This is a genomic window from Methanobrevibacter arboriphilus (assembly GCF_019669925.1).
GTDB lineage: Archaea > Methanobacteriota > Methanobacteria > Methanobacteriales > Methanobacteriaceae > Methanobinarius > Methanobinarius arboriphilus_A.
In genome coordinates this window covers 1,114,461-1,138,271 of the sequence record NZ_AP019779.1, presented here as the reverse complement: position 1 = coordinate 1,138,271, position 23,811 = coordinate 1,114,461, and the positions used below count along the sequence as shown (strand labels likewise).

At 24.9% G+C, this 23,811-nt stretch carries 19 protein-coding genes and 2 tRNA genes; 14 read left to right on the top strand and 7 right to left on the bottom strand.

Annotated elements, in window-relative coordinates:
• Positions 1-15: 15 nt before the first annotated feature.
• The 5 genes from MarbSA_RS05050 (at position 16) to MarbSA_RS05030 (ending at position 2,798) form a co-directional block, all read left to right on the top strand.
• On the top strand, positions 16-555 hold the full coding sequence (locus MarbSA_RS05050) for a hypothetical protein (protein ID WP_054835710.1): 540 nt from the start codon (positions 16-18) through the stop codon (positions 553-555).
• Positions 556-937: 382 nt separating this feature from the next.
• Complete coding sequence (gene hjc / locus MarbSA_RS05045) at positions 938-1,345, top strand: Holliday junction resolvase Hjc (protein WP_042702335.1); 408 nt, start codon at positions 938-940, stop codon at positions 1,343-1,345.
• A gap of 235 nt (positions 1,346-1,580) precedes the next feature.
• A tRNA-Cys gene (locus MarbSA_RS05040) sits at positions 1,581-1,652 on the top strand.
• 50 nt (positions 1,653-1,702) lie between these two features.
• Positions 1,703-1,863: transfer RNA gene (locus tag MarbSA_RS05035), tRNA-Trp, on the top strand.
• A 314-nt stretch (positions 1,864-2,177) separates the two neighbouring features.
• Positions 2,178-2,798 (top strand): MBL fold metallo-hydrolase, encoded by a 621-nt coding sequence (locus tag MarbSA_RS05030; protein ID WP_054835405.1) that lies wholly within the window; start codon positions 2,178-2,180, stop codon positions 2,796-2,798.
• A gap of 499 nt (positions 2,799-3,297) precedes the next feature.
• On the opposite strand, the gene MarbSA_RS05025 is transcribed toward MarbSA_RS05030, so the two are convergent.
• From MarbSA_RS05025 to MarbSA_RS05015, 3 genes are all read right to left on the bottom strand, one after another.
• Positions 3,298-3,948, bottom strand: coding sequence for a potassium channel family protein (locus tag MarbSA_RS05025; RefSeq protein WP_042702330.1), 651 nt, complete (start codon positions 3,946-3,948; stop codon positions 3,298-3,300).
• A gap of 204 nt (positions 3,949-4,152) precedes the next feature.
• On the bottom strand, positions 4,153-5,604 hold the full coding sequence (locus MarbSA_RS05020) for a TrkH family potassium uptake protein (protein ID WP_042702327.1): 1,452 nt from the start codon (positions 5,602-5,604) through the stop codon (positions 4,153-4,155).
• 685 nt (positions 5,605-6,289) lie between these two features.
• Positions 6,290-6,511 (bottom strand): TRAM domain-containing RNA chaperone, encoded by a 222-nt coding sequence (locus MarbSA_RS05015; protein ID WP_042702324.1) that lies wholly within the window; start codon positions 6,509-6,511, stop codon positions 6,290-6,292.
• A gap of 1,030 nt (positions 6,512-7,541) precedes the next feature.
• Between MarbSA_RS05015 and MarbSA_RS05010 the strand changes: the two genes are divergently transcribed.
• From MarbSA_RS05010 to MarbSA_RS05000, 3 genes are all read left to right on the top strand, one after another.
• Positions 7,542-8,645, top strand: coding sequence for a UPF0104 family protein (locus tag MarbSA_RS05010; protein ID WP_221061998.1), 1,104 nt, complete (start codon positions 7,542-7,544; stop codon positions 8,643-8,645).
• Positions 8,646-8,924: 279 nt separating this feature from the next.
• A complete protein-coding gene (fhcD, locus tag MarbSA_RS05005; RefSeq protein ID WP_042702321.1) occupies positions 8,925-9,818 on the top strand; it encodes a formylmethanofuran--tetrahydromethanopterin N-formyltransferase in 894 nt (297 codons plus the stop codon).
• Positions 9,819-10,151: 333 nt separating this feature from the next.
• Positions 10,152-10,682 carry a beta-class carbonic anhydrase gene (locus MarbSA_RS05000; protein ID WP_042702318.1) on the top strand — a complete coding sequence of 177 codons (531 nt, stop codon included), beginning with the start codon at positions 10,152-10,154 and terminating at the stop codon, positions 10,680-10,682.
• A gap of 185 nt (positions 10,683-10,867) precedes the next feature.
• Here MarbSA_RS05000 and MarbSA_RS04995 read toward each other — a convergent pair whose 3' ends face one another.
• The gene (locus MarbSA_RS04995) at positions 10,868-12,043 is read right to left on the bottom strand and encodes an NAD-binding protein (protein WP_052332082.1); all 1,176 of its coding nucleotides are present in this window, start codon (positions 12,041-12,043) and stop codon (positions 10,868-10,870) included.
• A 574-nt stretch (positions 12,044-12,617) separates the two neighbouring features.
• Here MarbSA_RS04995 and MarbSA_RS04990 point away from each other — a divergent pair.
• Positions 12,618-14,222 (top strand): NAD(P)H-hydrate dehydratase, encoded by a 1,605-nt coding sequence (locus MarbSA_RS04990; RefSeq protein WP_221061997.1) that lies wholly within the window; start codon positions 12,618-12,620, stop codon positions 14,220-14,222.
• 234 nt (positions 14,223-14,456) lie between these two features.
• Positions 14,457-15,155, top strand: a complete 699-nt coding sequence (sfsA, locus tag MarbSA_RS04985) for a DNA/RNA nuclease SfsA (protein ID WP_221061996.1) — start codon at positions 14,457-14,459, stop codon at positions 15,153-15,155.
• A 186-nt stretch (positions 15,156-15,341) separates the two neighbouring features.
• Here sfsA and MarbSA_RS04980 read toward each other — a convergent pair whose 3' ends face one another.
• The 3 genes from MarbSA_RS04980 to cyaB form a co-directional block, all read right to left on the bottom strand.
• Positions 15,342-16,082 carry an NAD-dependent protein deacylase gene (locus MarbSA_RS04980; protein ID WP_221061995.1) on the bottom strand — a complete coding sequence of 247 codons (741 nt, stop codon included), beginning with the start codon at positions 16,080-16,082 and terminating at the stop codon, positions 15,342-15,344.
• 144 nt (positions 16,083-16,226) lie between these two features.
• Complete coding sequence (locus MarbSA_RS04975; RefSeq protein ID WP_054835442.1) at positions 16,227-16,850, bottom strand: hypothetical protein; 624 nt, start codon at positions 16,848-16,850, stop codon at positions 16,227-16,229.
• 112 nt (positions 16,851-16,962) lie between these two features.
• Positions 16,963-17,514, bottom strand: a complete 552-nt coding sequence (cyaB, locus tag MarbSA_RS04970; protein WP_054835441.1) for a class IV adenylate cyclase — start codon at positions 17,512-17,514, stop codon at positions 16,963-16,965.
• Positions 17,515-18,134: 620 nt separating this feature from the next.
• On the opposite strand from cyaB, the gene MarbSA_RS04965 reads away from it, so the two are divergent.
• The 4 genes from MarbSA_RS04965 to topA all read left to right on the top strand — a co-directional run bounded on the left by MarbSA_RS04965 (position 18,135) and on the right by topA (position 23,611).
• Complete coding sequence (locus tag MarbSA_RS04965; RefSeq protein ID WP_042702310.1) at positions 18,135-18,680, top strand: TATA-box-binding protein; 546 nt, start codon at positions 18,135-18,137, stop codon at positions 18,678-18,680.
• Positions 18,681-18,692: 12 nt separating this feature from the next.
• The gene (gene serB, locus MarbSA_RS04960; RefSeq protein WP_221061994.1) at positions 18,693-20,483 is read left to right on the top strand and encodes a phosphoserine phosphatase SerB; all 1,791 of its coding nucleotides are present in this window, start codon (positions 18,693-18,695) and stop codon (positions 20,481-20,483) included.
• A 160-nt stretch (positions 20,484-20,643) separates the two neighbouring features.
• Positions 20,644-20,829, top strand: a complete 186-nt coding sequence (locus MarbSA_RS04955) for a hypothetical protein (protein WP_042702308.1) — start codon at positions 20,644-20,646, stop codon at positions 20,827-20,829.
• A gap of 595 nt (positions 20,830-21,424) precedes the next feature.
• Positions 21,425-23,611 (top strand): DNA topoisomerase I, encoded by a 2,187-nt coding sequence (topA, locus tag MarbSA_RS04950; protein ID WP_221061993.1) that lies wholly within the window; start codon positions 21,425-21,427, stop codon positions 23,609-23,611.
• Positions 23,612-23,811 lie beyond the last annotated feature (200 nt).

Below are 23,811 nucleotides of genomic sequence, written 5' to 3'. Positions count from 1 at the left end.
TTAAGGAGGTATTTTATGCAAAATAAATTTATAGCATTAATAATAGTTATTATAATTGCTATTTGCGGAGTTTCAGCATTTTTATTAACTCAAGGTACTGATAATGAAGTTAATAATATTACTGATAATAGCAGTTCAAATAAAACTGTTAACAATGTTACTAATAATACGAATATTAATAATGGAAATACAAATTTCAATGGAAATACTGATGAAAATGATATCACTGCTTCTTTGAATGGTCCTAAATATTCTGCTGAAGGAAAAACAGTTAATTTAATATGGAAAATTACAAATAATGGTAATACTACCATTAATAATATTCTTGCAGAGGATCAATCATCTTCTAATAATTTTGGAAGCTTAGCTCCAGGAGAATCTAAAACATATTCTGTGTCTTTAAATATTCCTACTTTAGCTCAAGTTAAAGAGGATTTTGGTTCTGATGCAACTGTTTCAAATCCATTTTCTATTGGGGGATATTCTATAACTTATGTACTAAATGGAGAGCAATTCCAATTTAACTCAAATTCTCTTGAGATTAAATTAGTTTAATAACTTTTCATTATATTAGAATATTTATTTCTTTTTTATTTTCTTTTTTATTTATTTTCTCATTATTTTTTATTTTCTTTTTTATTTTTTCTTATTAATACTCATTTAAATTTATTCTAATTTAAATTTATTATTTAAATTCATTAACTTTTGATTTTTATTATTTTTCAAGTATTGTTGATTAAAATATTACTTTTCATTAGCTAGGAAAAATTTAAAGTATATTATATTAGATATTATAATTTAGATACTATAATCATTATTAAACTGTTTATTTCATTAAGATTATTTCATTAATTATCATGTTATTATGATATTTTCCTATAATTATTATCATAGGATTATATTATAATATTTATCATAATATTGCTGTGTTGGTAAGATGGCTAAAAAAGGTTCAGCAGAAGAAAGAGATTTAGTTCATAAATTATGGGAAAAGAATTTTGCAGCTATGAGAGCTCCAGCGTCAGGTGGAGCTACCAAAAGACCTCTTCCAGATGTTTTGGCAGGCAATGGAAAATTATATCTTGCAATTGAGGTTAAAACTACTACTAAAGATAAAATTTATATTGATTCTCCTCAGATTGATGCTCTTTGTGAATTTTGTGATATTTTTGGGGCATCTCCATTTTTAGGAATTAAATTTAAATATACTAAATGGCTATTTTTATCTCCAGATAAAATAGATAGAACTAGAAGTAATAATTATAAGATAGAAAAAGATGTAGCTCTGAAAAATGGTCTAGAATTAGATGAAATTATAGGCATTGATAAACAAATTAAATTTTAGAAATATAAGGTATATGTATCATATAATAAATTATATTTTTATTCTTTTTTTCATGTTAAATGGCTTATTTTTTAGTATTGATGGATATTTTAATTAATTTATCATTGTTACTATTTTTAATGAGATTAATATCTAATTCAACTTATTAATTTATTTTTAATATTTTATGAAATATTCATTATTCTAAATTTTATCAAAACATTTAAATATTAAGTTAAACTAAACTTTCAATGTTGCCAAGGTAGCTTAGCGGCGAAGCGGTGGACTGCAGATCCATTACACGGGAGTTCAAATCTCTCCCTTGGCTTCAAATTTATTATAAAAAACCATTACTATGTTCATTTTTGTTTTGTAGTTGGGGTTATAGTGTAATCTGGCATCATCTGGGACTCCAGTTGTCTTTGAAGAAAAAACGCGTAACTGACAGTATGATGATCAACATCGTATAGTATGATGATCAATTGGAGTACTGAGACATGAGAAATCCCAGGATCGGGGTTCAAATCCCTGTGACCCCACTTATTTATTTTTTAGAAGGACTATTTTTAAAAATAATAGCTAATTTTCATTGATAATTATTTTTCAAAATCTATTTAAATATTAAATTAGATACTAATTAAAATAGATAATGAATTATTATTTACTTTTATATGGTTTAAATTATTATTTTAATTTTAGCTAGTATACAGTATTATTAATACTATCATTATCTATGATTATATATGGTATTATTATACAAATCATATTATTATATATTATAAGTTATTATTATAACTTGTATTATTATATATTAGTATTATGAATATTTTTATGAATATTATTGAGGATTTTTATGGAAAAAATAAAAAATATTTTTTGTATTGAAGGCTTTGGACCTGACTCTAATTGTTATTTGTTTGATGATATATTAATTGATACTGGAACTGGTATAAAAAAAGATTATTTATATCAAAAAATTAAAGAAGCTAACTATAATATTGATGATATATCAATGATTGTAAATACACATTGTCACTTTGATCATGTTGGTGGAAATTATTTATTTCCTAATGCTAAAGTTCTTATTCATGAAAATGATGCTGAATCAATTAGATCTGGAGATCTTTCATCAACCGCAGGCTTTATCTTTGGAGAATCTATTAAGAGAAATGATGTTGATATAGAACTTAAAGAAGGAGATAAGGTATCAAACTTTGAAGTTCTCCATACTCCTGGTCATACTAGTGGAGGAATTTCTCTTTGGGATGGTGAAATATTGATTTCAGGAGATACCGTTTTTTCTAATGGTGGTTTTGGTAGAATAGATATTGGTGGAAATTCTAACGATATGGCTGAATCTATTGATAGATTGAGTAAATTAGATGTAAAATATCTCTTACCTGGACATGGGCCTTGGGTTAATAATGGTAAAAGACATATAGAACTAGCAAGACAAATGTTTCAAGGATATTAGTTATTATTTGTAACTATTATCACTACTTATTATTTTATAACTATTATTTATAGCTATTATTTATATCAATATTGTTTTCAAATCTTTGACTAATAATTAATGATAACATAAAATATTAAAATATTTCTCTAACTTATTTTTACTTCAATTTTACTATTTTACTTGTCCTTGTTTTAATTAATAGTTTCATAATTTTAAATTTAAAAAAATAATTAACTCATTGTTTAAGCAATGACTATTATGATATTTTCATATGTTATTTAATTTTTAATAGTATTAAATATCTTATATACATAGTCATATATAAATTACAATGTATAATACACATTATAGATGTATTATATTGCCTAATCATATAATATCTAAATATAAATTATTATTAATTATTTATTTGATTTTAATAAATATTTATTTTATAATAGCTATAAGTAATAGTTATAAAATAATGATTAAGAATAATTTATTTTATTATTTAACTTTATCTATTTCACTTTATTAACTATTTCATGAATTTTTTAGCTGCTTTTTTAAAGTTCCCTCTTTTCACAAGTATTGAAATTTTATTTCCTTTATTTAACACTGTATCAGGTTTTGGAATAGTTAATTTGCCTCCATGATAGGTAGCAATTATCATATAATCATCAGTTGGAGAAACTTCAGATACTTTTTTACCAGTAACTTTCTCATTTTCTATAATCATATCAAGAATTTCTGCGTTGCCTTTTCCAAAAGCAGTTAAATCAGCTACATTAGGGCGGGTTATAATTTTTTCAAGAAAACCTGCAGCTGTTATTTCCGGACTTATTACATCATCTATTCCAACTTTTCTGAAAGCTTCTTCATGATCAGGATTACTTACTCTAGCTATTATTTTAGGTATTCCATAATCTTTAACTAATATACATGAAAGAAGATTAGCTTCATCATTTCCAGTAGCTGCTACAAAAAAATCAGCATCTTGTATATTGGCTTCTTCTAATGTTTTTGTATCAGTACCATTTCCACAGATTATCAATGCATCTAACTCTGCAGCTGCATCATTACATAAATTTTCACTATTTTCGATTAGAGTAATATCATAACCATCATTTATTAGAAGATCTGCAAGTGTGAGTCCTACACGCCCGCCTCCCATTATAACAACATACATTCAAACACCTTGATTATTATACAATGATATTATATTATACAATTATATTAATAATTTTTGTAATTATATATAATAATTTATAATTATTTTTAATAATATCTTATAATTTTTTATAATTTTAATTTGATAATGATTTTAAGTCTATGTTTATTGATATTAATAAGTTTTTTGTTATTATTAATTTTAGAACATTTTTTATTTATTTTAATAAGTTTTTTTAGGAATTATTCCTTTAAATATTTCAATAAAACTTCTTAAAATTACTAGCACAGGTATTATTTCTAGACGACCTATCCACATGTTAAATATTGTAATTATTTTAGCTCCAATAGGCATGTCTCCGCTCACAATTCCGGCACTTAGTCCTACGTTTCCCTGTGCAGAAACTATTTCAAATAAAGAGTTCATTCCATCATAACCATAGAATACTAATACAGACCAACCAATAACGATAAATATTAAATAAAGAGAGATATATGAACTTGCTTCTCTAACTTGGGTTTCTTTTAAGTGTTTGTTAGATAGCTTCATATTTATTACTCGTCCTTCTGGAGAAATTATATTGATTATATTTTTGTATATTCCTCTTAGTAAGGTGATTACTCTGATTATTTTTACTGCACCAACAGTAGAACCTGCTGCACCACCTATAAACATAAGAACTATTATAATAACTTTTATGAATGCGTTATAATCTGTAAAATATCCAGAAGGATTTATACTTGATCCTGTTGTTGTTATAGCAGAAACTACACTATAAATAGCTTCCATAGGGAGTATATTAGTAGCTAATATTAATAAAAAGCTTGCAAAAATCACTACTCCTATCATAGCTTTAAACTGTATGTCACTAAAGATTGATTTCCCTCTGGTTTTAATTGCTTGATAGTGAGATAGAAAACTAGTTGCTCCAATTATCATTATAATCATGGATATTATATAAAATAAATCATTATTATAAAAACCCATATTAATATTTTTAATAGACATTCCTCCAGTCGATATTGCAGTAAATGTATTGTTTACAGCATCAAAAACTGGCATTCCAGCTATAATAAATAGTAAAGTTCCTATGATTGTGTAAATTAAATATATTTGGAGAATCTTTTTTAATGTGTTGGCTATACTGGGTTTTATTCTGTCTTCTCTAGCTTCGGACTTATAAAGACGAGATGCGGCAGTTCCTGAATGGATTAAAACTCCAATCATTATAACAACAACTCCTAATCCTCCTACCCACTGTTCAAGGCTTCTAAGAAATAGTATGGAGTTTGGTAAGATTTCTACATCTTTGAATATTGTAAATCCACTTCCTGTCCAAGCAGACATATTCTCAAAAAAAGCATTTATGAATGAAATATCTAAACATATATACATTACTAGGGCTCCAATAAATGCAGCCCAAAGCCAAGCTAATGAGGATACAATCATCCCATGTTTCAACCTAACTCGATTACATTTAGGATTTATTCTTCCAAGTAATGTCCCCACACCTAATGATATTAAAGAAGGTATTATAAACCCTAAAAGATAAATATGTTCTCTGTATATTAAGGCAATAATTATTGGTAATAGTATTACTATTCCTACTCCTTGCATTACTTTACCAAGATAATATAATGCTATATAAATATCTCTTCGGGTAATATATTTCATCTTTAATCATTTGATTTTTATATATAAATATCTTATTATTTTATTGATTATTATAATTATTTTAATTCATATCTCAAAATTATATTTACAGATTTAATATATAAAAATTTGATTTTTATCTTTAAGAGTTAATATTAAGTTAAGATTTAATATTAAGATTCTAATATTAACATATTATTGCATAATTATTTAAAATAACCATATTGTTTATAATAAGTATGTATTATTCAGAATAAGCATATACTATTGTTTATAACAGTATCTAAATGAATAAAAAATAAAAATACAATTAAATTAAAATAGAAATAAAAAATTGTTTAAAATCAAATGTTAAAATCAGATCAGAATAAGTTTTTTTAATCACTGATTTAAATTAGATAATTTATATTAAAAATAAGTAGGAGTATTTAGTTTATTAGATATTTATTAATTGATCTAATGTATTAACTATGGATTGTTTTAATATTATCCATCTTAATGTAATTTTCATCTAATATATAAAATTTAATAATATCTTAAAACATTAAATTAAAACATTATTAAATTTTATATATTTTAATATAGCTTTTTGATTCATTATAAAATAATAATAACAAATATGTTAATAAATAGTAGTACTAATGTACTAATACTTTATTAAATCATATTCATCATTTGATTATCTTATAAAATCAATGAAGTAATATTATTCTACTACTTCTCCGAAAGCGAACTTTCTGCGGGTTGCATTGACTTTTACTTTTACTTCTTGACCAACTTCGGTTCCAGGAATGAATATAACAAACCCATCTACTCTAGCAATACCGTCTCCAGTTTTACCTTGGTCTTCTATTTTAACATCATACTCTGTACCGACTTCTACTGGGCAAGAGAATTCTTCTTGTCTATTATAACTATCTTCAAACATTTTAATAACACCTAGTTCTGGATTAGATAGCACTAATCCTTAACTTCAATGCAAAAGTAGTAATAACATAAAAATTTATCATACAACCAATTTAAATTATGTAATAAAATAATTAATTAAAAAAAGTATGAATCTATATTCAGTAAAATCAGTATGAATTTATATTCAATTTTATTTTTAATGTCTTATATTATTTTAAGAAAAAATTTAATTAATTCAGAATAAAACCTATGTATTTATTATCTATTTTATGCATTATTAATACAATGTTTTTTGACATATATAAATATTTCTATTTCATAACATTTTTTTTATAAAACAACATTAAAAATGTTCATTATAGATATAGAATAGTTAATAATAATTATATAATAGTATATAAAATATATGGTGTTATATAAAATATTTTAGATTATATAAAAATATTTAAGAATATTATCTATTTAAATTGAAGGTACTGTTTTTATAATAAAATTTTTTTATAGAGATATTACTATAATTGTTTTGTAACTATTACTTTATTTTATAAATGTCACTTTATAATATATATTAATAATCTTTATTATATTAAGTTTTATAATAATATTTAATCTAGAAATTTTATAATATTTATTTTATTATCATTTATTTTGATAATATATATTATTATATATTATAATAATAATTTTATTTATAATAATTATCTTACTATATAATTAAATAAATGAATTTATAAACTTATAAAAGCTATATACTTATAAAATTATAAATTAATAAACTAATAATATAATAAAGATTCAATTATAATAAGTTATATAAGTTATAATATAAATTATTATAATTAAATAATGTTTAATTTATTAATTATTATTTTAATTAAGTTATTTCAGCTATAAATAGCTATAATATAAAATAACTTGAAGTATTATCGATATAATTAATTATATAAATATATTATAATTCACAACCAATTTATTAAAAGAGATATTTTCTTTATAAATGTATAACATATTAAATATATATTTAACTGTGTATATGATGTGATGTGATTATGAAACATAAAACTGTTATATTTTTAGCTATTGGATTAGCAATAATGGGAGTTATGCTATATTTCATTGGCATAGACCAAGTAATCGATGCTCTTAAGTTAGCTAATTTTTGGTTTATTTTATTGGCTATATTAATTCAGTTTTTCATTTTTTATCTGTATGCACTTCGATGGAATATAGTAAATAAAACTGCCAACATCAATACAACAGTTAAAGAGATCATTCCAATGGTTTTAGTTGGCATGGCGATTAATAATATAACTCCCAGTGGTCGTGGTGGTGGAGAACCAGTTAGGGCATATATACTTTCTAAACATGTTAATAAACCGACTGAAGAGACTTTTGCTACAGTAATAGCTGATAGAGCATTGGATACTTTTCCTTTTCTTGTACTTGCAGTAATTACTATAATTGCTGTTATGATATATTTTTCATTAAGCAAATTAATTTTATCAATTTTAATTATTTCAGTTATAGTTATTACAATTGCTTTTATTCTTTTAGTATATATGTCAATAAATCAAAAAGCTGGAGAAAAGATTACGGCATGGATTGTTCGCATTATTAAAATTTTTTACAAAAAAATTGATCCTGAAACATTAGAAAAAAAAGTTATTAAAGCTATTGGAGGATTTCAAAAAACTATGAAGAGAATGTTGGCTGATAAGATGATTCTTTATTATGGTTTACCTCTTTCTTTCTTTATTTGGGCTGTTGAAATAACACGTGTTTTTGTAGTTTTTTTAGCTTTTGGTGCTAATGTAGATCCAATCTTAATAGGTGAGGTATTTATTGTTGCTAGTTTAATTGGTATGATTCCGTTACTTCCTGGAGGTATTGGTGCTGTTGATGGAGTTATGATCCTTTTTTATAGTTCAGCAGGAATTCCTCCTTCTATAAGTGCAGCAGCAACTGTTATTGAGAGACTTATATCTTTTTGGATGCCAACAATGATTGGGTTTGCTATACTTCCTCATTATGGTTCTTCTGTTCTTGATAAGATAGGCACTACTAGTATTAGTGAAGAAAAAACAGCTAAAGAAATTATTGATGAATTAGATTATATTGAAGATATTGATGAAGAAAAAATAAAGCCCGAATAAATGATAATTAAAATAATTAACTTAAAATAATTAATACTCTCGACAATATATAAATAACGCTTTAAATAATAAAATCAATAATAGAATTAATAATAGGATTAATAATAAGATTAATGATAAAATTAATAATAGAATCAATAATATTTTAAATAAAAATAATATTTTAGATAATAAATTATTGATTGAATATTTGATTAAAAATTAATAGGATAAATTAAGACTAAAGTTAAATAGAAAACTTTATTTTATAATAAATGAAATTCTAAATTGGTGAAATTTATGCAATTAAATGGTGTAGATATAAAAGATACTTATGCAGAAGCTTTTGGAATAAAAGTTTCTAGGTTACTCGTAACTGCAGCAACTAAAAAATTGGCTCTTGTAGCAGCTACTGAGGCTACTGGTTACGGTACTTCTGTAATTGGATGTCCTGCTGAAGCTGGAATTGATGGTTATGTTTCTCCACTTGAAACTCCTGATGGAAGACCAGGTTACACTATAATGATTTGTAACTCTGGTAAAAAAAAGTTAGATCATGAACTTCTTGAGAGAATTGGTATGGGAATATTAACTGCTCCTACTACTGCTGTATTCAATGCATTAGAAGATACTGAAGAAGTATTAAAAGCTGGTTTCAAATTGAAATTCTTCGGTGATGGATATGAGAAGGAAGTTGAAGTTGGTGGAAGAACTGTTCAATCTATCCCTATTATGTCTGGTGACTTTTTGGTTGAGTCTGATTTTGGAATGAAAGATGGTGTTGCTGGAGGAAACTTCTTTATACTTGCTGATAGTCAAATGAATGCTCTTGTAGCTGCTGAAGCAGCTGTTGATGCGATTTATGAAGTACCTGGAACAATCACTCCGTTCCCTGGTGGAATTGTTGCTTCTGGATCTAAAGTAGGATGTAATGAATATAATTTCTTAAATGCTTCTACAAATGAGAAAATGTGTGTTTCTTTAAAAGAAGAAGTTGTAGAAAGTGAAATTAGAGAAGATGTAAATGGTATCTATGAAATAGTTATTGATGGTATTGATGAAGAATCTGTAAGAGAAGCTATGAAACAAGGAATAAAAGCTGCTTGTACAATTCCAGGAGTTAAAGAAATCAGCGCAGGTAACTATGGTGGAAACTTAGGTGCTTATAAGATTAATTTAAGAGATTTATTTTAATTAGATTTATTTAGTTAAATACATTTATAGTTATTTTACTTTATAATGTGTTTTTTAAGTATTTATTAAATAAATCTTTATTCTTAAACTCTTTATTTTTTTATTTTTTATTTTCCATTTTTTTTTCATTTATTTTTTTATTTTAGTTTATTAAATTATTTTTAACCTATTTTTAATCTACTTTTAATCTAATTTTACTTATTCTTAAATTATTTTTAATATTTGTAACGTTTTTAGTTATAATCTTTTAATTATATTTTTACAAATTTTGTTAAAATGTTAATTAGAATAATTTATATATTTTAATAACTAATTTTTTAATGTGGGTTTGTTATGTTACTTAATGAAATAATAGAATATAATAAAGAATTTGTTGATGAATTTGAAGGGATTAAATTGTCCCATATACCTCAAAAAAAATTAGCTATTGTTACTTGTATGGATACACGGCTTACTGATGGTTTTTTAGAAAAAGCTATGGGTATAAGTCGTGGTGACGCAAAAATAATCAAAAATGCAGGGAATAATGTTTTAGATCGTGATGTTATACGTTCTATTGCAGCAGCAATATTTGCTTTAGGTTCTGAAGAAGTTATTTTAGTTGGGCATTATGATTGTGGTATGTCTAATGTTGATGGAGAAAAATTAAAATCAATAATGTTAGAAAGAGGAATATCTCCTGAAGAAATAGCTAAAATAGATATTGAAGATTGGATTGGATCTATTGATAGCGAAGAGTCAAATGTAATAAATGGAGTTAATAAAATTAAGAGTTCTCCTCTTATTCCTAATGATGTTCCTGTTCATGGCCTTATTATGGATCCAATTACTGGTAAGGTTGATATTTTAGTAAATGGATATTAATATTCATTTTTATTTTTTATATTATTATTTTTATATTATTTTTAGTTTTATTATTTTTAATTATTTTTATTTTATTTTTAATAATAGTTATTTTTATTATCTTTTCATTAATTTTTCATTAGTTTTTTCATTATAATTTTTGTATTTGGTTTTATTATACTTTTATAATTCTTAGATCTTACATATTATTTATCTTTTTTTTCTTCTAAAATAACTTCAACTTTTCCATATTCTTTAGCTATTTCCATGATTTCTTCATGGGATAAATTAACACCAAATATTAAATTTTCTTTTTTTAAAGCTTCTACCATTTTATCTAGTGTTTTATGATTAGGTCCAGATATCCAGTGGGAATGTATACCGTTAACAGATTCATATATTGATTCAAGGGCTTTTTTTGTTTCTTCATCTTTATCTATCATTCCAAAGAATTTATTTACTTGTTCTTTTGATGAAGCTTCAATTTTTCTTTTCAATGGTTCTTTTAAGTATGGATAGTGATACTCTATATTTTCAACTGAACATCCATAGTCTAAAATTATTTCCATTTCTCTTTTAGTATCTGATATATCATGCTTTGTAGTTATTTTTATAAGGTTAGGCTGGATTGCTGCAAAGTATATGTCACTTCCTCCACTTTCCTCTGGAGATATTACTTTATTAGCTCCTGAATGATAAAGACGCCTTATATTTTCTTTTCTACTAGCTCTTGACACGATCCAAAGATTTTCTGATATTTCCCTTGAAGTTATTGTTATAAAAAGGTTATCAACATCATTCCCTGTAGCTAATATAAGGCCAACTGCTTTTTCAATTCCTGCATATTCTAAAGTCTCATCTTCGGTTGCATCTCCGTTAATAACTAATATATCTTTTCTTTCTTCTAATTTTTCAGTGATTTCTCTATTTTTATCAATAATAACAAGCTTTTGGTTTCTTTTTAGAAGTTCATCTGCTACAACAACCCCAACTCTTCCATATCCACATAATATGTAATGTTCTTTTAAAGATTTAATAGTCCTCTTCATTTTAACACCACTTCTCACTTCTTCAATTCTTTGACCAAATAAAGATATAATTAAGCTGAATACATATGCAATAAGTCCTACTCCTCCAATAGCTAATGTGACTGCAAACATCTTTTGTTCAGGTGTTATTGGAACTATGTCTCCGTAACCTAATGTAGCTACTGTCACTATTGTGAAATATATTGAATTAATAATGTCTAAATTCATTATTAAAAGAGAACCAGATATTCCATAACAAATAAGTATTGCTAATGCAATTACTGAATAAATAAGTATGTTTGTTGGAACATCCTTTAATGCTTTTTTAATCATTTCTGGAGTGTCACGACTCAAATAAACACCTTTATAATGAATTTTTATTATATAATTAAATTTTACTATTATATAATTGAATAAAAATAAATAATACAATTAAATTGAACATACTTAAAAATTTAATACCTTAAAAAATTATTTTATTAACACTATAATTATAAGTATTTTAATAGTCTTTATATTTTTTCATTGATATATTCATGATTGTATTAGTTCTATTAATATAATTAGTTCTATTAATAAATAAATATGTTATTTTTAAATATATTACTTCTATGAATAAATAAAATAACTATATAATATATAAAATTCCATGAATTATATAAAATAATTCCATTAATTATATAAGATAATTTCATAAATATAAAATAATTTATATCATAATCTTATAGATAATAATTATATGAAATATGTGAATATATGGAATAGAAGTATATTGCTTATAAATACTTATAATTATAGTGTTAATAAAAGTTATATTGTTTATGAATTAATTAATATTTTTTATAAAATAACTTATGGCTATATTTTATGATATTTGTTCAGGATATTATAAATTTGCTTAAATGTTATTTAGATTGGAGATTTAAAAATGGATCCTATTGATATGATGGTAACAGATATAAATTGTGAAGATTTAGGTCTATCAAGGTTATGTTTAATGGAAAATGCAGGTAAGTGTTTGTCAGATGAGATAGCTACGATATCTACATTTACATTTTCAAAACCAGTTAAAATAGCAATATTTACAGGTTCTGGTGGTAATGCAGGTGATGGGTTTGTAGCTGCAAGACATCTTCTGAACCGTGGTTTTGAAGTAGAAATTTTCATGCTTACTTCTCCAAAAGATATTAAATCAATAGATGCTCAGATTAACTTTGAAATTTTGGAAAATATGGTTCCTTGCATTTCAAGGTTAAAAATCATCGAATTAAATGATTCTAGTGATATTGATAATATAGAACTAGTTAAATCAGATAGTTTTAGTGAATATATTATTGTAGATGGGATTTTAGGAACTGGAATCAAAGGGGATTTGAGAAAAAAAGTTAAAAAATCTATTGAAGTAATAAATAATTCAAATGCTTTAAAAATATCTATCGATGTTCCTTCTGGAATGAATCCATTAACTGGCAAAATCAATGATATAGCTGTAAAACCAGAATATACAATAACATTTCATAAAGTAAAAACTGGTGTTAAAAAAGCTAGTCTTAATAATGAATCTTCAGTTGGTGGGCTTGTAATTTGTGATATTGGAATTCCTATAGAAGCTGAAATATTTGTTGGTAATGGTGACTTGATTAGGCTAAAAAACAGGGATGATGTTTCTCATAAAGGTAATAATGGAAGAATATTAATAGTTGGAGGAAACAAAGATTATCATGGGGCTCCAACGATTGCTGGTTTATCTGCTATGTCTAGTGGTGCTGATTTAGTTTATATTGCTACTCCAGAGTCTACAAGTTTAGCTATTAAACAAAAATCACCTGATTTAATTGTTAAAGGTTTAAATAATTGTAATGGAAGTAAAAATTATTTAAATTTGGATAATCTAGATGAAATAATGACTATTATTGATAAAAATAATATTGACGCGATTTTAATAGGTCCTGGATCAGGATTAAATGAAGAAACTGGAAAATTATTTAATATTTTGGTTAAAAAAATAGATATTCCTATTGTTCTTGATGCAGATGCTTTAAAATTAGTCAATCCTCTTTTAATAAAAGATAAAGATAATTTAATTGTTACTCCTCATTTAAAGGAATTAAAAATATTTTTCAATGATTATGTTGATGATTATATAGATGATTTAAATAATTTATCTAATATTTCTAATTTTGATAAGGATTTTGATAAATTCAATGAAAAATTATCTGTCTTACAAAGTATAACAAGAAATATAAATGGCACTGTTGTGTTAAAAGGAAAGTATGATTTAATTTTCAATGGAATTAATTTTAGAGTTAATAGAACTGGAAATTCTGGAATGACTGTTGGAGGTACTGGTGATTCTTTAGCAGGTATAGCTACAAGTCTTTTATCTCAAGGTTTGAATAGTTATGATGCAGGTGCTTTAGCTACTTATTTAAATGGTAAAGCAGGAGATTTTGCTAAAGAACAATATGGTAATGGCTTTTTAGCAAGTCACTTATCCGAATTTTTAGGTATATTGATGGAAAATATATATTGATTCTAAAATAGTATATTATATATTATTTTCTTCATATTGATTCTTTATATTATTTTAGACTTTAATTTCACTATAACTTTAGTTTCACTATTTACCTTCACTTTATTTTCATAGATATTTTAAGTTTATTATAATATAATACATATTATTGGTGATATATTAGTTTAGTTATATATATTAGTGATATTTAATAATATATCTAGTATACATATAATATTGATTATGAGTAATATTATGAATGATTATATAAAAGCTGTATTTAGATCTAGACCGAATCGTTTTATAGCAGAAGTTGAAATTGATGGAAATTTAGAAATTGTTCATGTTCCAAATACTGGAAGATGTAAAGAACTTTTAGTCCAAGGGGCAACTGTTTATTTATTGCCTAGTAATAATCCAAAAAGGAAAACGAAATATTCATTGCATTTTGTAGAAAATGAGGGGGCTCTTGTTTCTATTTATTCTCAACAAGCTAATGATATTGTATATAAATCTATTTTAGATGGTAAAATAAAGGAACTTTCAAACTATGACATTGTTGAAAGAGAAAAAAGAGTTGAAAATTCAAGAATAGATATATATCTAGCTAATGAATATGGGGATTGTTATGTGGAAATAAAAGGTGTTACATTAGTTACTAATAATATAGCTATATTTCCAGATGCTCCAACTGAAAGGGGGCGAAAACATCTTCAAAAATTAATAAAACTAAAAAAAGAAGGTCATAGGGCAGTTGTTTTCTTTTTAATCCAACATCCCAATGGTAAAAGTTTTAAACCTAATTGGGAAACAGATATAGATTTTAGTAAAACTCTTTCTAAGGCATATGCTGAAGGTGTAGAAATTTTAGTCTATAAATCTGATAATAAACTTGATAAAATTGAAATTATTGAAGAAACTATAGAATTTGATTTAGAAAAACCTCATAATTGATTAATTATCATATGGTTTTGTAATATTGATTTAATTGTTATATAATTTGTTTAAGTAGTTTCATTGTCTTGTTTGTTTAAATATTTTAATAAATTGACATCTCTCTCATGTTCTATATCTCATATATGTCTAATGCTATCTCATAATTTAGTTATTTTTTCGGTATATAAATTCTTCTATATTCATTTATATTATTTTTTTAAAAACTTCTCCTATAGGCTCATTTATTACTAAATTAGCATAATTATCATATGATGTCATTGTTTTATTGATTAGAACTAAATTTTTTCCTTTGAAATGTTGGACAAGTCCTGCTGCAGGGTAAACAACAAGAGATGTTCCTCCAATAATTAGTAGATCGGCTTTAATTATAAATTCAATAGCTTTATTAATAATTTCTTCTTTTAGGGGTTCTTGGTATAGAACTATATCAGGTTTTATTATTTCTCTACAATATCTGCAAATTGGGACATCTTTAGAATCTATAATATAATTTAGATTGTATTTGGCATTACAGTTCACACAATAATTTTTTAAGATATTTCCATGAAGTTCTAAAACATTTTTGCTTCCTGCTTTTTGGTGAAGGCCATCTATGTTTTGCGTGATAATTGCTTTAATTTTACCTTCTTTCTCAAGTTTATTAATTCCTATATGGGAATAATTAGGTTGGGCATATTTATAGATTATATTTTCTTTATAATATTCATAAAATAAGCTTGTATTTGAAAAAAAGTATTCATGGGATAGTATAGTTTCAGGAGATTCTCCATATTTTTTCATAGTGTTATAAATTCCTTTTTCTCCTCTGAAATCTGGAATCCCACTTTCAGTTGATACTCCTGCCCCTCCAAAGAAAACGATATCTTTTGAGCTAGATATTCTTTTTTTTAAATTAGATATCTTTTTTAAACTTTCTTTTTTCATAATTTATTCTTTGATAGTTTAATCTTTCTTTTTCATAGATAATTCTATTGAATCTAGTAAATATGTAGATATAATTTATTAATAATAAATTTATTAATAAAATACACATTTATTATAAAAGTATTTGATATAAAACATAATTTATTAAGTTATAAATATTCCAAGTATTAAAAAGATTAGTAAAATTGTTAAAAGTATTAATATTATTTTTAGTAAGTTTTTCAATATTTTTATAACCGCTTTTTGGTCTGATAATTTTGATTTTTCTAATATTTCCTCAATTTCAAGATTGTTAAATCTATTTGGAGGATTATATGATTTGTTTAAAATAGTAAAACTATTCAATATTATTTCTATATCATCTATTAATAGGTTTAAATCTTTATCAGTTAATAACTTAATTTGATAAATATATTGGTTTTTTATAAAGCCAATAAATCTCTCTTCAAATTCCATATCTCTAAATCTTCTTTTAGCCCAAATATCACAAGCCTCTATATCATCTATCTTTGTTTTATTGGTTTTTGTAATCTTTGAGTCAAAAGTATTTATAATATATCGTTTAGTATATACTTCATAATCAGTAGTTGTATAATTTTTTCCATTTTTATAATTTATGGGAATTTTTGATATATCTAAAATTGTTTTTTCACTTAAATTATTATACATAGCAAAAATAGAAAATGGATCATTAGATTTATACTTTTTTATCCAATTTTCATTATATTTAAATGAAATACCATTATCAATATATACCAAAATAGGCATTATTCAACCTACTATTAATTATAATATTATTATTTATCTATTATTTTTAATTCTTATTCAATCTACCACTATTTCTAATTATTATCATCACATTTTTGTTGTAATATTAATTTTAATTCTTTTCTCTTTTAATATCTAATAATTCTAGATAAGAAGTTCTTTCAAATCCTTCAGATATATTTAATTTTTTAAATAATTCAAATATTTTATCTATTTCGGCTTTATAATCATTACCTTCTTCAATATCAGTTTCAATTTCCATGTAAGGTTCTAAACCAACAACATCATCAAGGCTTATTATATATTGTTCAAAGTTATATATTGTCCTTTTTTTAATAACTTTTGAGGTTTTAACAAATTCCAATGATTCAAATATATCTGCTACCTTTTCTGGGTCTTCAATTTTCACTTCAACTTCTTTTCTGGTTTTACTTTTATCATCAATTTTAGGTCCTTTATATGTTATAAATGTTTCAACAGAATCTTTACTTGTAACTTTCCTTATTCTTAGTGCTTCATCGCTTTTTGCAAAATCTTTTATAGGACTATTAAAATAAATATCTTCTTGGTGTTCAGTATGGCTTTCTAAAGCTCCAATAGTGTATAAATCTTTTTTAATAGAATTAAAGTCATTTATTTTTGCTTTAACTTCAACTTCAATCATTTTATCACCTTTTAACTAATCCTATTTTATTAAATTCTATAATTTATACAAATTTTTATACAAATTTTTATACAAATTTTTATACAAATTTTTTATAAAATATTTATACAAAATATTTATATGATGAAATATATATTAAACTTATAAAAATATAGTAAGCTATTTATACTAGTATTTAAGTATTTTTATATTTACTCTTTATTGATAGTATGGATTTTAATGTAATAACCTTTTGTAATATTTTTAAGAATAATTTTTATACTATTATTGACTTTATCTAAATACTATGTATTAAAGTATTATTATTGCTTTATATTACTTTATAAGTGAGCTAAAAAATGATAATTTTTAAAATATTTATTTAAAATATACATTTAAGCAATTTATTTAGTTATTTATTTAAAATATTTATAAATTTTTTAAATTAAAATTTTCAAATGTTTAATAGTTACGATCATTATAATAATTATATAATTCTTGTTATAATTACTCTTGTTATAATTCTTGTAAAATTTTCATTTCTGAAATTTTTAAATAGGTTTATATAGTATATAAATTAAAAAATAGATAAAGTAAATTATTACTATTTTTTTTAAAATTTGATTGGGAGGAATCTTAACTTGACCGATGTTGATATTAAAATAGAGAACATTGTAGCTTCTGCAGCCATTGGAAAGGATATAGAATTAACTGAAGTTTCCAAAGCTTTAGAAGGAGTTGATTTTAATCGAGAACAGTTTCCAGGATTAGTTTTTAAACTAAAAGAACCTAAAACTGCTGCACTTATTTTCAGTTCAGGAAAACTGGTTTGTACTGGGGCTAAATCTATAGATGATTCTATTTTAGCTATAAATAAAACTGTTGATCTAATGAGGACTGTTGATAAAGATATCCCTCATGAATTTGAGATTAAAATTCAAAATATTGTGGCTTCTGCCAACTTGGAAGCAACATTGAATCTAGAAGCAGTAGCTCTAGAATTAGAAAATACGGAATATGAACCTGAGCAATTTCCAGGTTTAGTTTACCGTTTACAAGACCCTAAAGTTGTTTTATTATTATTTGGATCAGGTAAAGTAGTTTGTACTGGTGCCAAAACTAAAGATGATGCTAAGCTGGGAGTAGAGAGGGCATACGATCGACTTAGCGAGTTGGACTTAATATAATTGGTGATATGATTGATTAAACTTGTAGTATTTGACTTAGATAATGTTATTATTGATGGTGAAGCGATAGATGAGATCGGGAAATTAGTAGACGTTCAAGAACAAATTGCAGAAATCACCGAAAAAGCTATGAATGGTGATTTAGACTTCGAAACATCTATAAAAGAAAGAGTTAAACTTTTAGAAGGAGCTTCAGTAGAAGATATTAAAAATTTAGCTAATGAAATGAAGCTCATGGAAGGAGCAGAAGATGCTATCAAAGGTTTGAAAGATAAGGGCTATGAAATAGCTGTTATAAGTGGCAGTTTTGATTTGATTGCTGATCCTTTAAAAGAGAAACTCAATTTAGATTATTTATTTACTAATAAATTAGAGGAAAAAGATGGAAAACTTACTGGAGAAGTTACTGGTCCTCTAGTTGAAGGTTCTAAAGCTGATGTACTTAACAGTATTATTGAAAGCAGTGATATTTCTGTTGAAGAATGTATAGCTGTTGGTGATGGTGCTAATGATATTTCCATGATGGAAATAGCACAAGTAGGTATTGCATTTAATGCAAAACCTGCAGTTAAAGAAGTTGCAGATATAATTTTAGAAGAAAAAGATTTAAAGGAAGTTTTAAATATTATAACTGATTTAAATTCTGAAGCTACTGAGGAAGCTACTGAGGAAGCTACTGAGGAAGCTACTGAGGAAGCTACTGAGGAAGCTACTGAGGAAGCTACTGAGGAAGCTACTGAGGAAGCTACTGAGGAAGCTACTGAGGAAGCTACTGAGGAAGCTACTGAGGAAGCTACTGAGGAAGCTACTGAGGAAGCTACTGAGGAAGCTACTGAGGAAGCTACTGAGGAAGCTACTGAGGAAGCTACTGAGGAAGCTACTGAGGAAGTTAAAACTTCTAAAGAAGCTGATAAAGAACCAAAAACTAAGCCTAAAAAGTCTAAAAAAGATGCACTTCCTGAAGTAGACTTTGATCTTGCTCCTACTCCTGAAGGAGTTAGAAAGCAAAAAGATGAAAGAGAAGAGATCATCGCTAAAATAGCTGATGAAAGAGAAGAATTCAATAAAATAGCTAAAGAACAACGTAAAATACGTGATGAACTTAACGATGACTTAAAAGAAAATCTTAAATTAGCTATTGAATTAAGAGATAAACGTAATGAAGTTAATAAATCTGTTGAAGAAGCTAAAAAATCACGTGATAATGTCAATGAGGAGCTTAAAAAGCTGGAATGGTCTTCTGGAAGAAGGGACAGATTAAAACTTGAGAATGAAATTAAAAAAATAGATAAAATTATTGAAACTCGAGTTTTAGACATTAAAAAAGAAAATCAATTGGTAAAAAATGCTAATGATTTGAGAAAACAACTAATGGACATTCAAGAAGATGAAAAAATTAAGGATGAAGCTCAAAATCTTAAAAAGATTTCTGAAGATCATCATGCTAAAGTTGTTGAATTATCTACTCAAGCTCAAGACTTCCATGAAAATATGCTTAATTACTTTAGAAAAACTGATGATATTAGAACAGAAGCAGATGAAGCTCATAAAAAGTTTGTTGAAGCTAGAAAATCTGCATCAGCTAAACATGAAGAATTTAAAGTTGTTTTAAGCGAAATTCATGTTATTAATAAAGAACTTGGAACTAACAAGTCTAAAAGAAGAAAATCTGAAAAACAAGCTAGTACAAAGAAAAATCGTGAAGAAAAAGAAAAAGCAGAAGATATCTTTGAGAAGTTTAAGCATGGTAAAAAGCTTACTACTGAAGAACTTTTACTTTTACAAAAACACGATATAGGTTAAGTCAATTACTAGTTTATTGATTTATAGAGATTTTTAGGTATTGAAAATATTAACTTTATGTTTTCAGCCTTTATTTCTATTTACCAAATTTAGTCCATATAGTCTTTAGAATATATATTAATTCTAAGATTAGTCATTTAATCTAGCTATTGGTGAAACAATGGATAAAAAGACAGTATCGGAATCTCCTAATCAAATTGATAATAATGAAAAAATAGAAATTTGTTATATGTGTCACCAGGAATTTAATATTAACAAAGATGATGATAGTCATTATCATTATGATAATTATCCTATGTGTGCATATTGTAGTGAATTCTATGGATTTTATAAAAAAGACCGCTAATTGTCTTGTTTTTTATAGTAGCTAGTATTTTTTATTTTATATTTAATTTTATATTAATTTTATTTTTATTTCATTTTTTATTCTATATTTTATTTTTCTTTTCTATTTTTAAATTTATTTTATTAATTTATTTTATCCTATTGGGGTTTATCAAACTTTTTTATCAAATATTATTATAATATTCATTAACAAAAAATTTAAATAATACTATTTTATATATTAGTATTAAACAATTTATTAATTATATATTTTGATTAAAGTTAATGTAAATTATATTTATAAAAAAAGAATTATTTATAAAAAAGAATTACTATAATATTTAGTTATTAATAAATATATTATTTATTGTAAAATGAGATATTTTAAAAATTTTATAAAGTTAAGTATAATTATATGATTAAGTATAAAATTAAGATAAAAGCTAAGTATATATTTTTAAATAGATACTTATAAAATTTATAAATTAGATAATTCATAAGGCTTATAATAAACTTCATAAGATTTATAATAATTTATATATAAAAGTAATGAAATAGACAAAGTAAACAATTTAACATTGGTAATATAATTTATAGTATTAATATAAAGTGATATAATGCATGAAGTGATTATCTGTGAGAAACCAAAATCTGCTGAAAAGATAGCTCAAGCTCTTTCTTCTAATGTAAAAAAAATGAAATATGGTAGAAAAGTTAACTATTGGGAAATCGATGAAAATGATAAAAAAATTACTATAATATCTGCTGTAGGCCATTTATATTCTTTAACTCCAAAAAATCAGAAAGAAAAGGTTTATTTTGATTTAAAATGGGTTCCATCATATGAAACTCAGAAGAATTTAAATTATGTTAAGGATTATGTTTATGCTATAAAAAAATTAGGTAAAGGTGCAGATAAATATATTCATGCTTGTGATTATGATATTGAAGGAACTTTAATAGGTTTCAATGCATTGAAATATGCATGTGGCGAAAACTCTATCGATATAACATCTAGGATGAAATTTTCAACCTTAACAAAGAAAGATCTTATTGATGCTTATAATAATCAAATTGAATTAGATATTCATCAAGTTAATGGGGGTATAGCTAGACATATTGTTGATTTTTATTTTGGAGTTAATATATCTAAAGCTTTAACAACTGCTGTTAGAAAAGCCAAATATAGATATTTACAACTTTCAGCAGGTAGAGTACAAACTCCAACATTGTCTATATTAGTTAATAGAGAAAAAGAAATTCAAAAATTTGTTCCAGAGCCTTATTGGTTGATTAAGGCCTTACTTGAAAATAAATATGAAAAAAATAAAGATGAAGATATTATAGCTGATCATGTTGAAGGTAAGATTTTTGACCCAGAACGTGCTGAAAAAATATTTGAAAGCTGTCAGGGGGCTGATTCAACTGTGGATAAAGTGAAAATCAATGAAACTATTAGAAAACCACCTATACCATTTAATTTAGGTGGTTTGCAGTCTGAAGCCCATACTGTTTTTGGTTTTAGTCCTAAAAAGACTCAAACTATTGCTCAGAATTTATATACTGAAGGTTATACTTCTTATCCTCGTACTTCTTCTCAAAAATTACCTGAAAGTTTGGAGTTTAAAAAAATATTCAGTCAGTTATCTGCAAATGAGGTATTTAAAAAGCATATTGATTCTCTTCCTCAAAAAACTAAACCAAATGAAGGTAAAAAAACGGATGCAGCACACCCTGCTATCCATCCAACGGGTATAATTCCTAAAAAATTGGATAGTGATAGTGCTAAAATTTATGAACTTATTGTTTATAGATTTATTAGTGTTTTTGCTGAAAATTCTAAGCTAGAAACATTAAGGGTGGATCTTAGTGTTGATAAAGAGAAATTTTTCTTTAAAAGGAAAAGAGTTTCATATATGGGTTGGTTAAGTCATTATCCTTTCCGTAAGATTGAAGAAGATTTTTTCCCAGTTCTTAAAAAAGGAGATAATATTAAAGTAAATGAAATATTATCTGAAGAAAAAGAGACTAAACCTCCTGCTAGGTATAATGAGGCTTCTTTAATTAAAGAATTAGAAAAAAGAGAGTTAGGTACGAAAGCTACAAGAGCTGATATCATTGCAAAACTATATGATAGAAAATATATTTCTGGTAAAAAAATTGAGGTTAATCAGCTCGGTATGAACATTATTTCTAATTTACAGGAATATTGTAAAAATCTTACGAGTGAAGAACTTACAAGAGACCTTGAAAAGAAACTTGAAGGCATAATGGCAGATAAGATAACTAAAAATAAAGTTATTGAGGATGCTAAAAAGGAAGTCTTAACTATATTGGATGATATTGATAAAAACAATCTTAAAATTGGTGAAGGGCTTTATAATGCTTATCAAGAAAGTAGAATTGTTGGTAAATGCGCTTGTGGAGGTAATTTAGTTGTTAGATTCTCTCCAAAAACTAAGTCTTCATTTGTTGGTTGTTCTAATTATCCTGATTGTAATGTAATATATTCACTTCCAAAAGGTGCAGAAGTTTTAAAAAGTAAATGTGAAAAATGTGGACTTCCAAATATTTCTTTTGGAAGAGGTAAATCTCGAAAAAGAGCATGTTTAGATTCTAAATGTGGTGTTGATCATTCTAAAATTAATGAAGCTGAAGTTGTTGGTCAATGTCCAGATTGTGGAAATGACCTTCTTAAGAGACATGGGCGTTATGGAGAATTTGTTGGGTGTAGTGGATTTCCAAAATGTAAATTTACTTCTTCATTAGAAGATTTAGAAGATAAAGTAAATAAAGAGGGCTAATTATTAAATGATAATTAGATTTTATATATCTATACATAACTCATCTATCATAATTCACATATCTATACATAATTCATACTATATATAATTCATATCTATATAATTCATTTTTATATATTTATAAAAAATTTATTTTTATATAATTATTATATAATTATTATATATTGAATATTATATTGGAGTTTATTTCACATTGAATC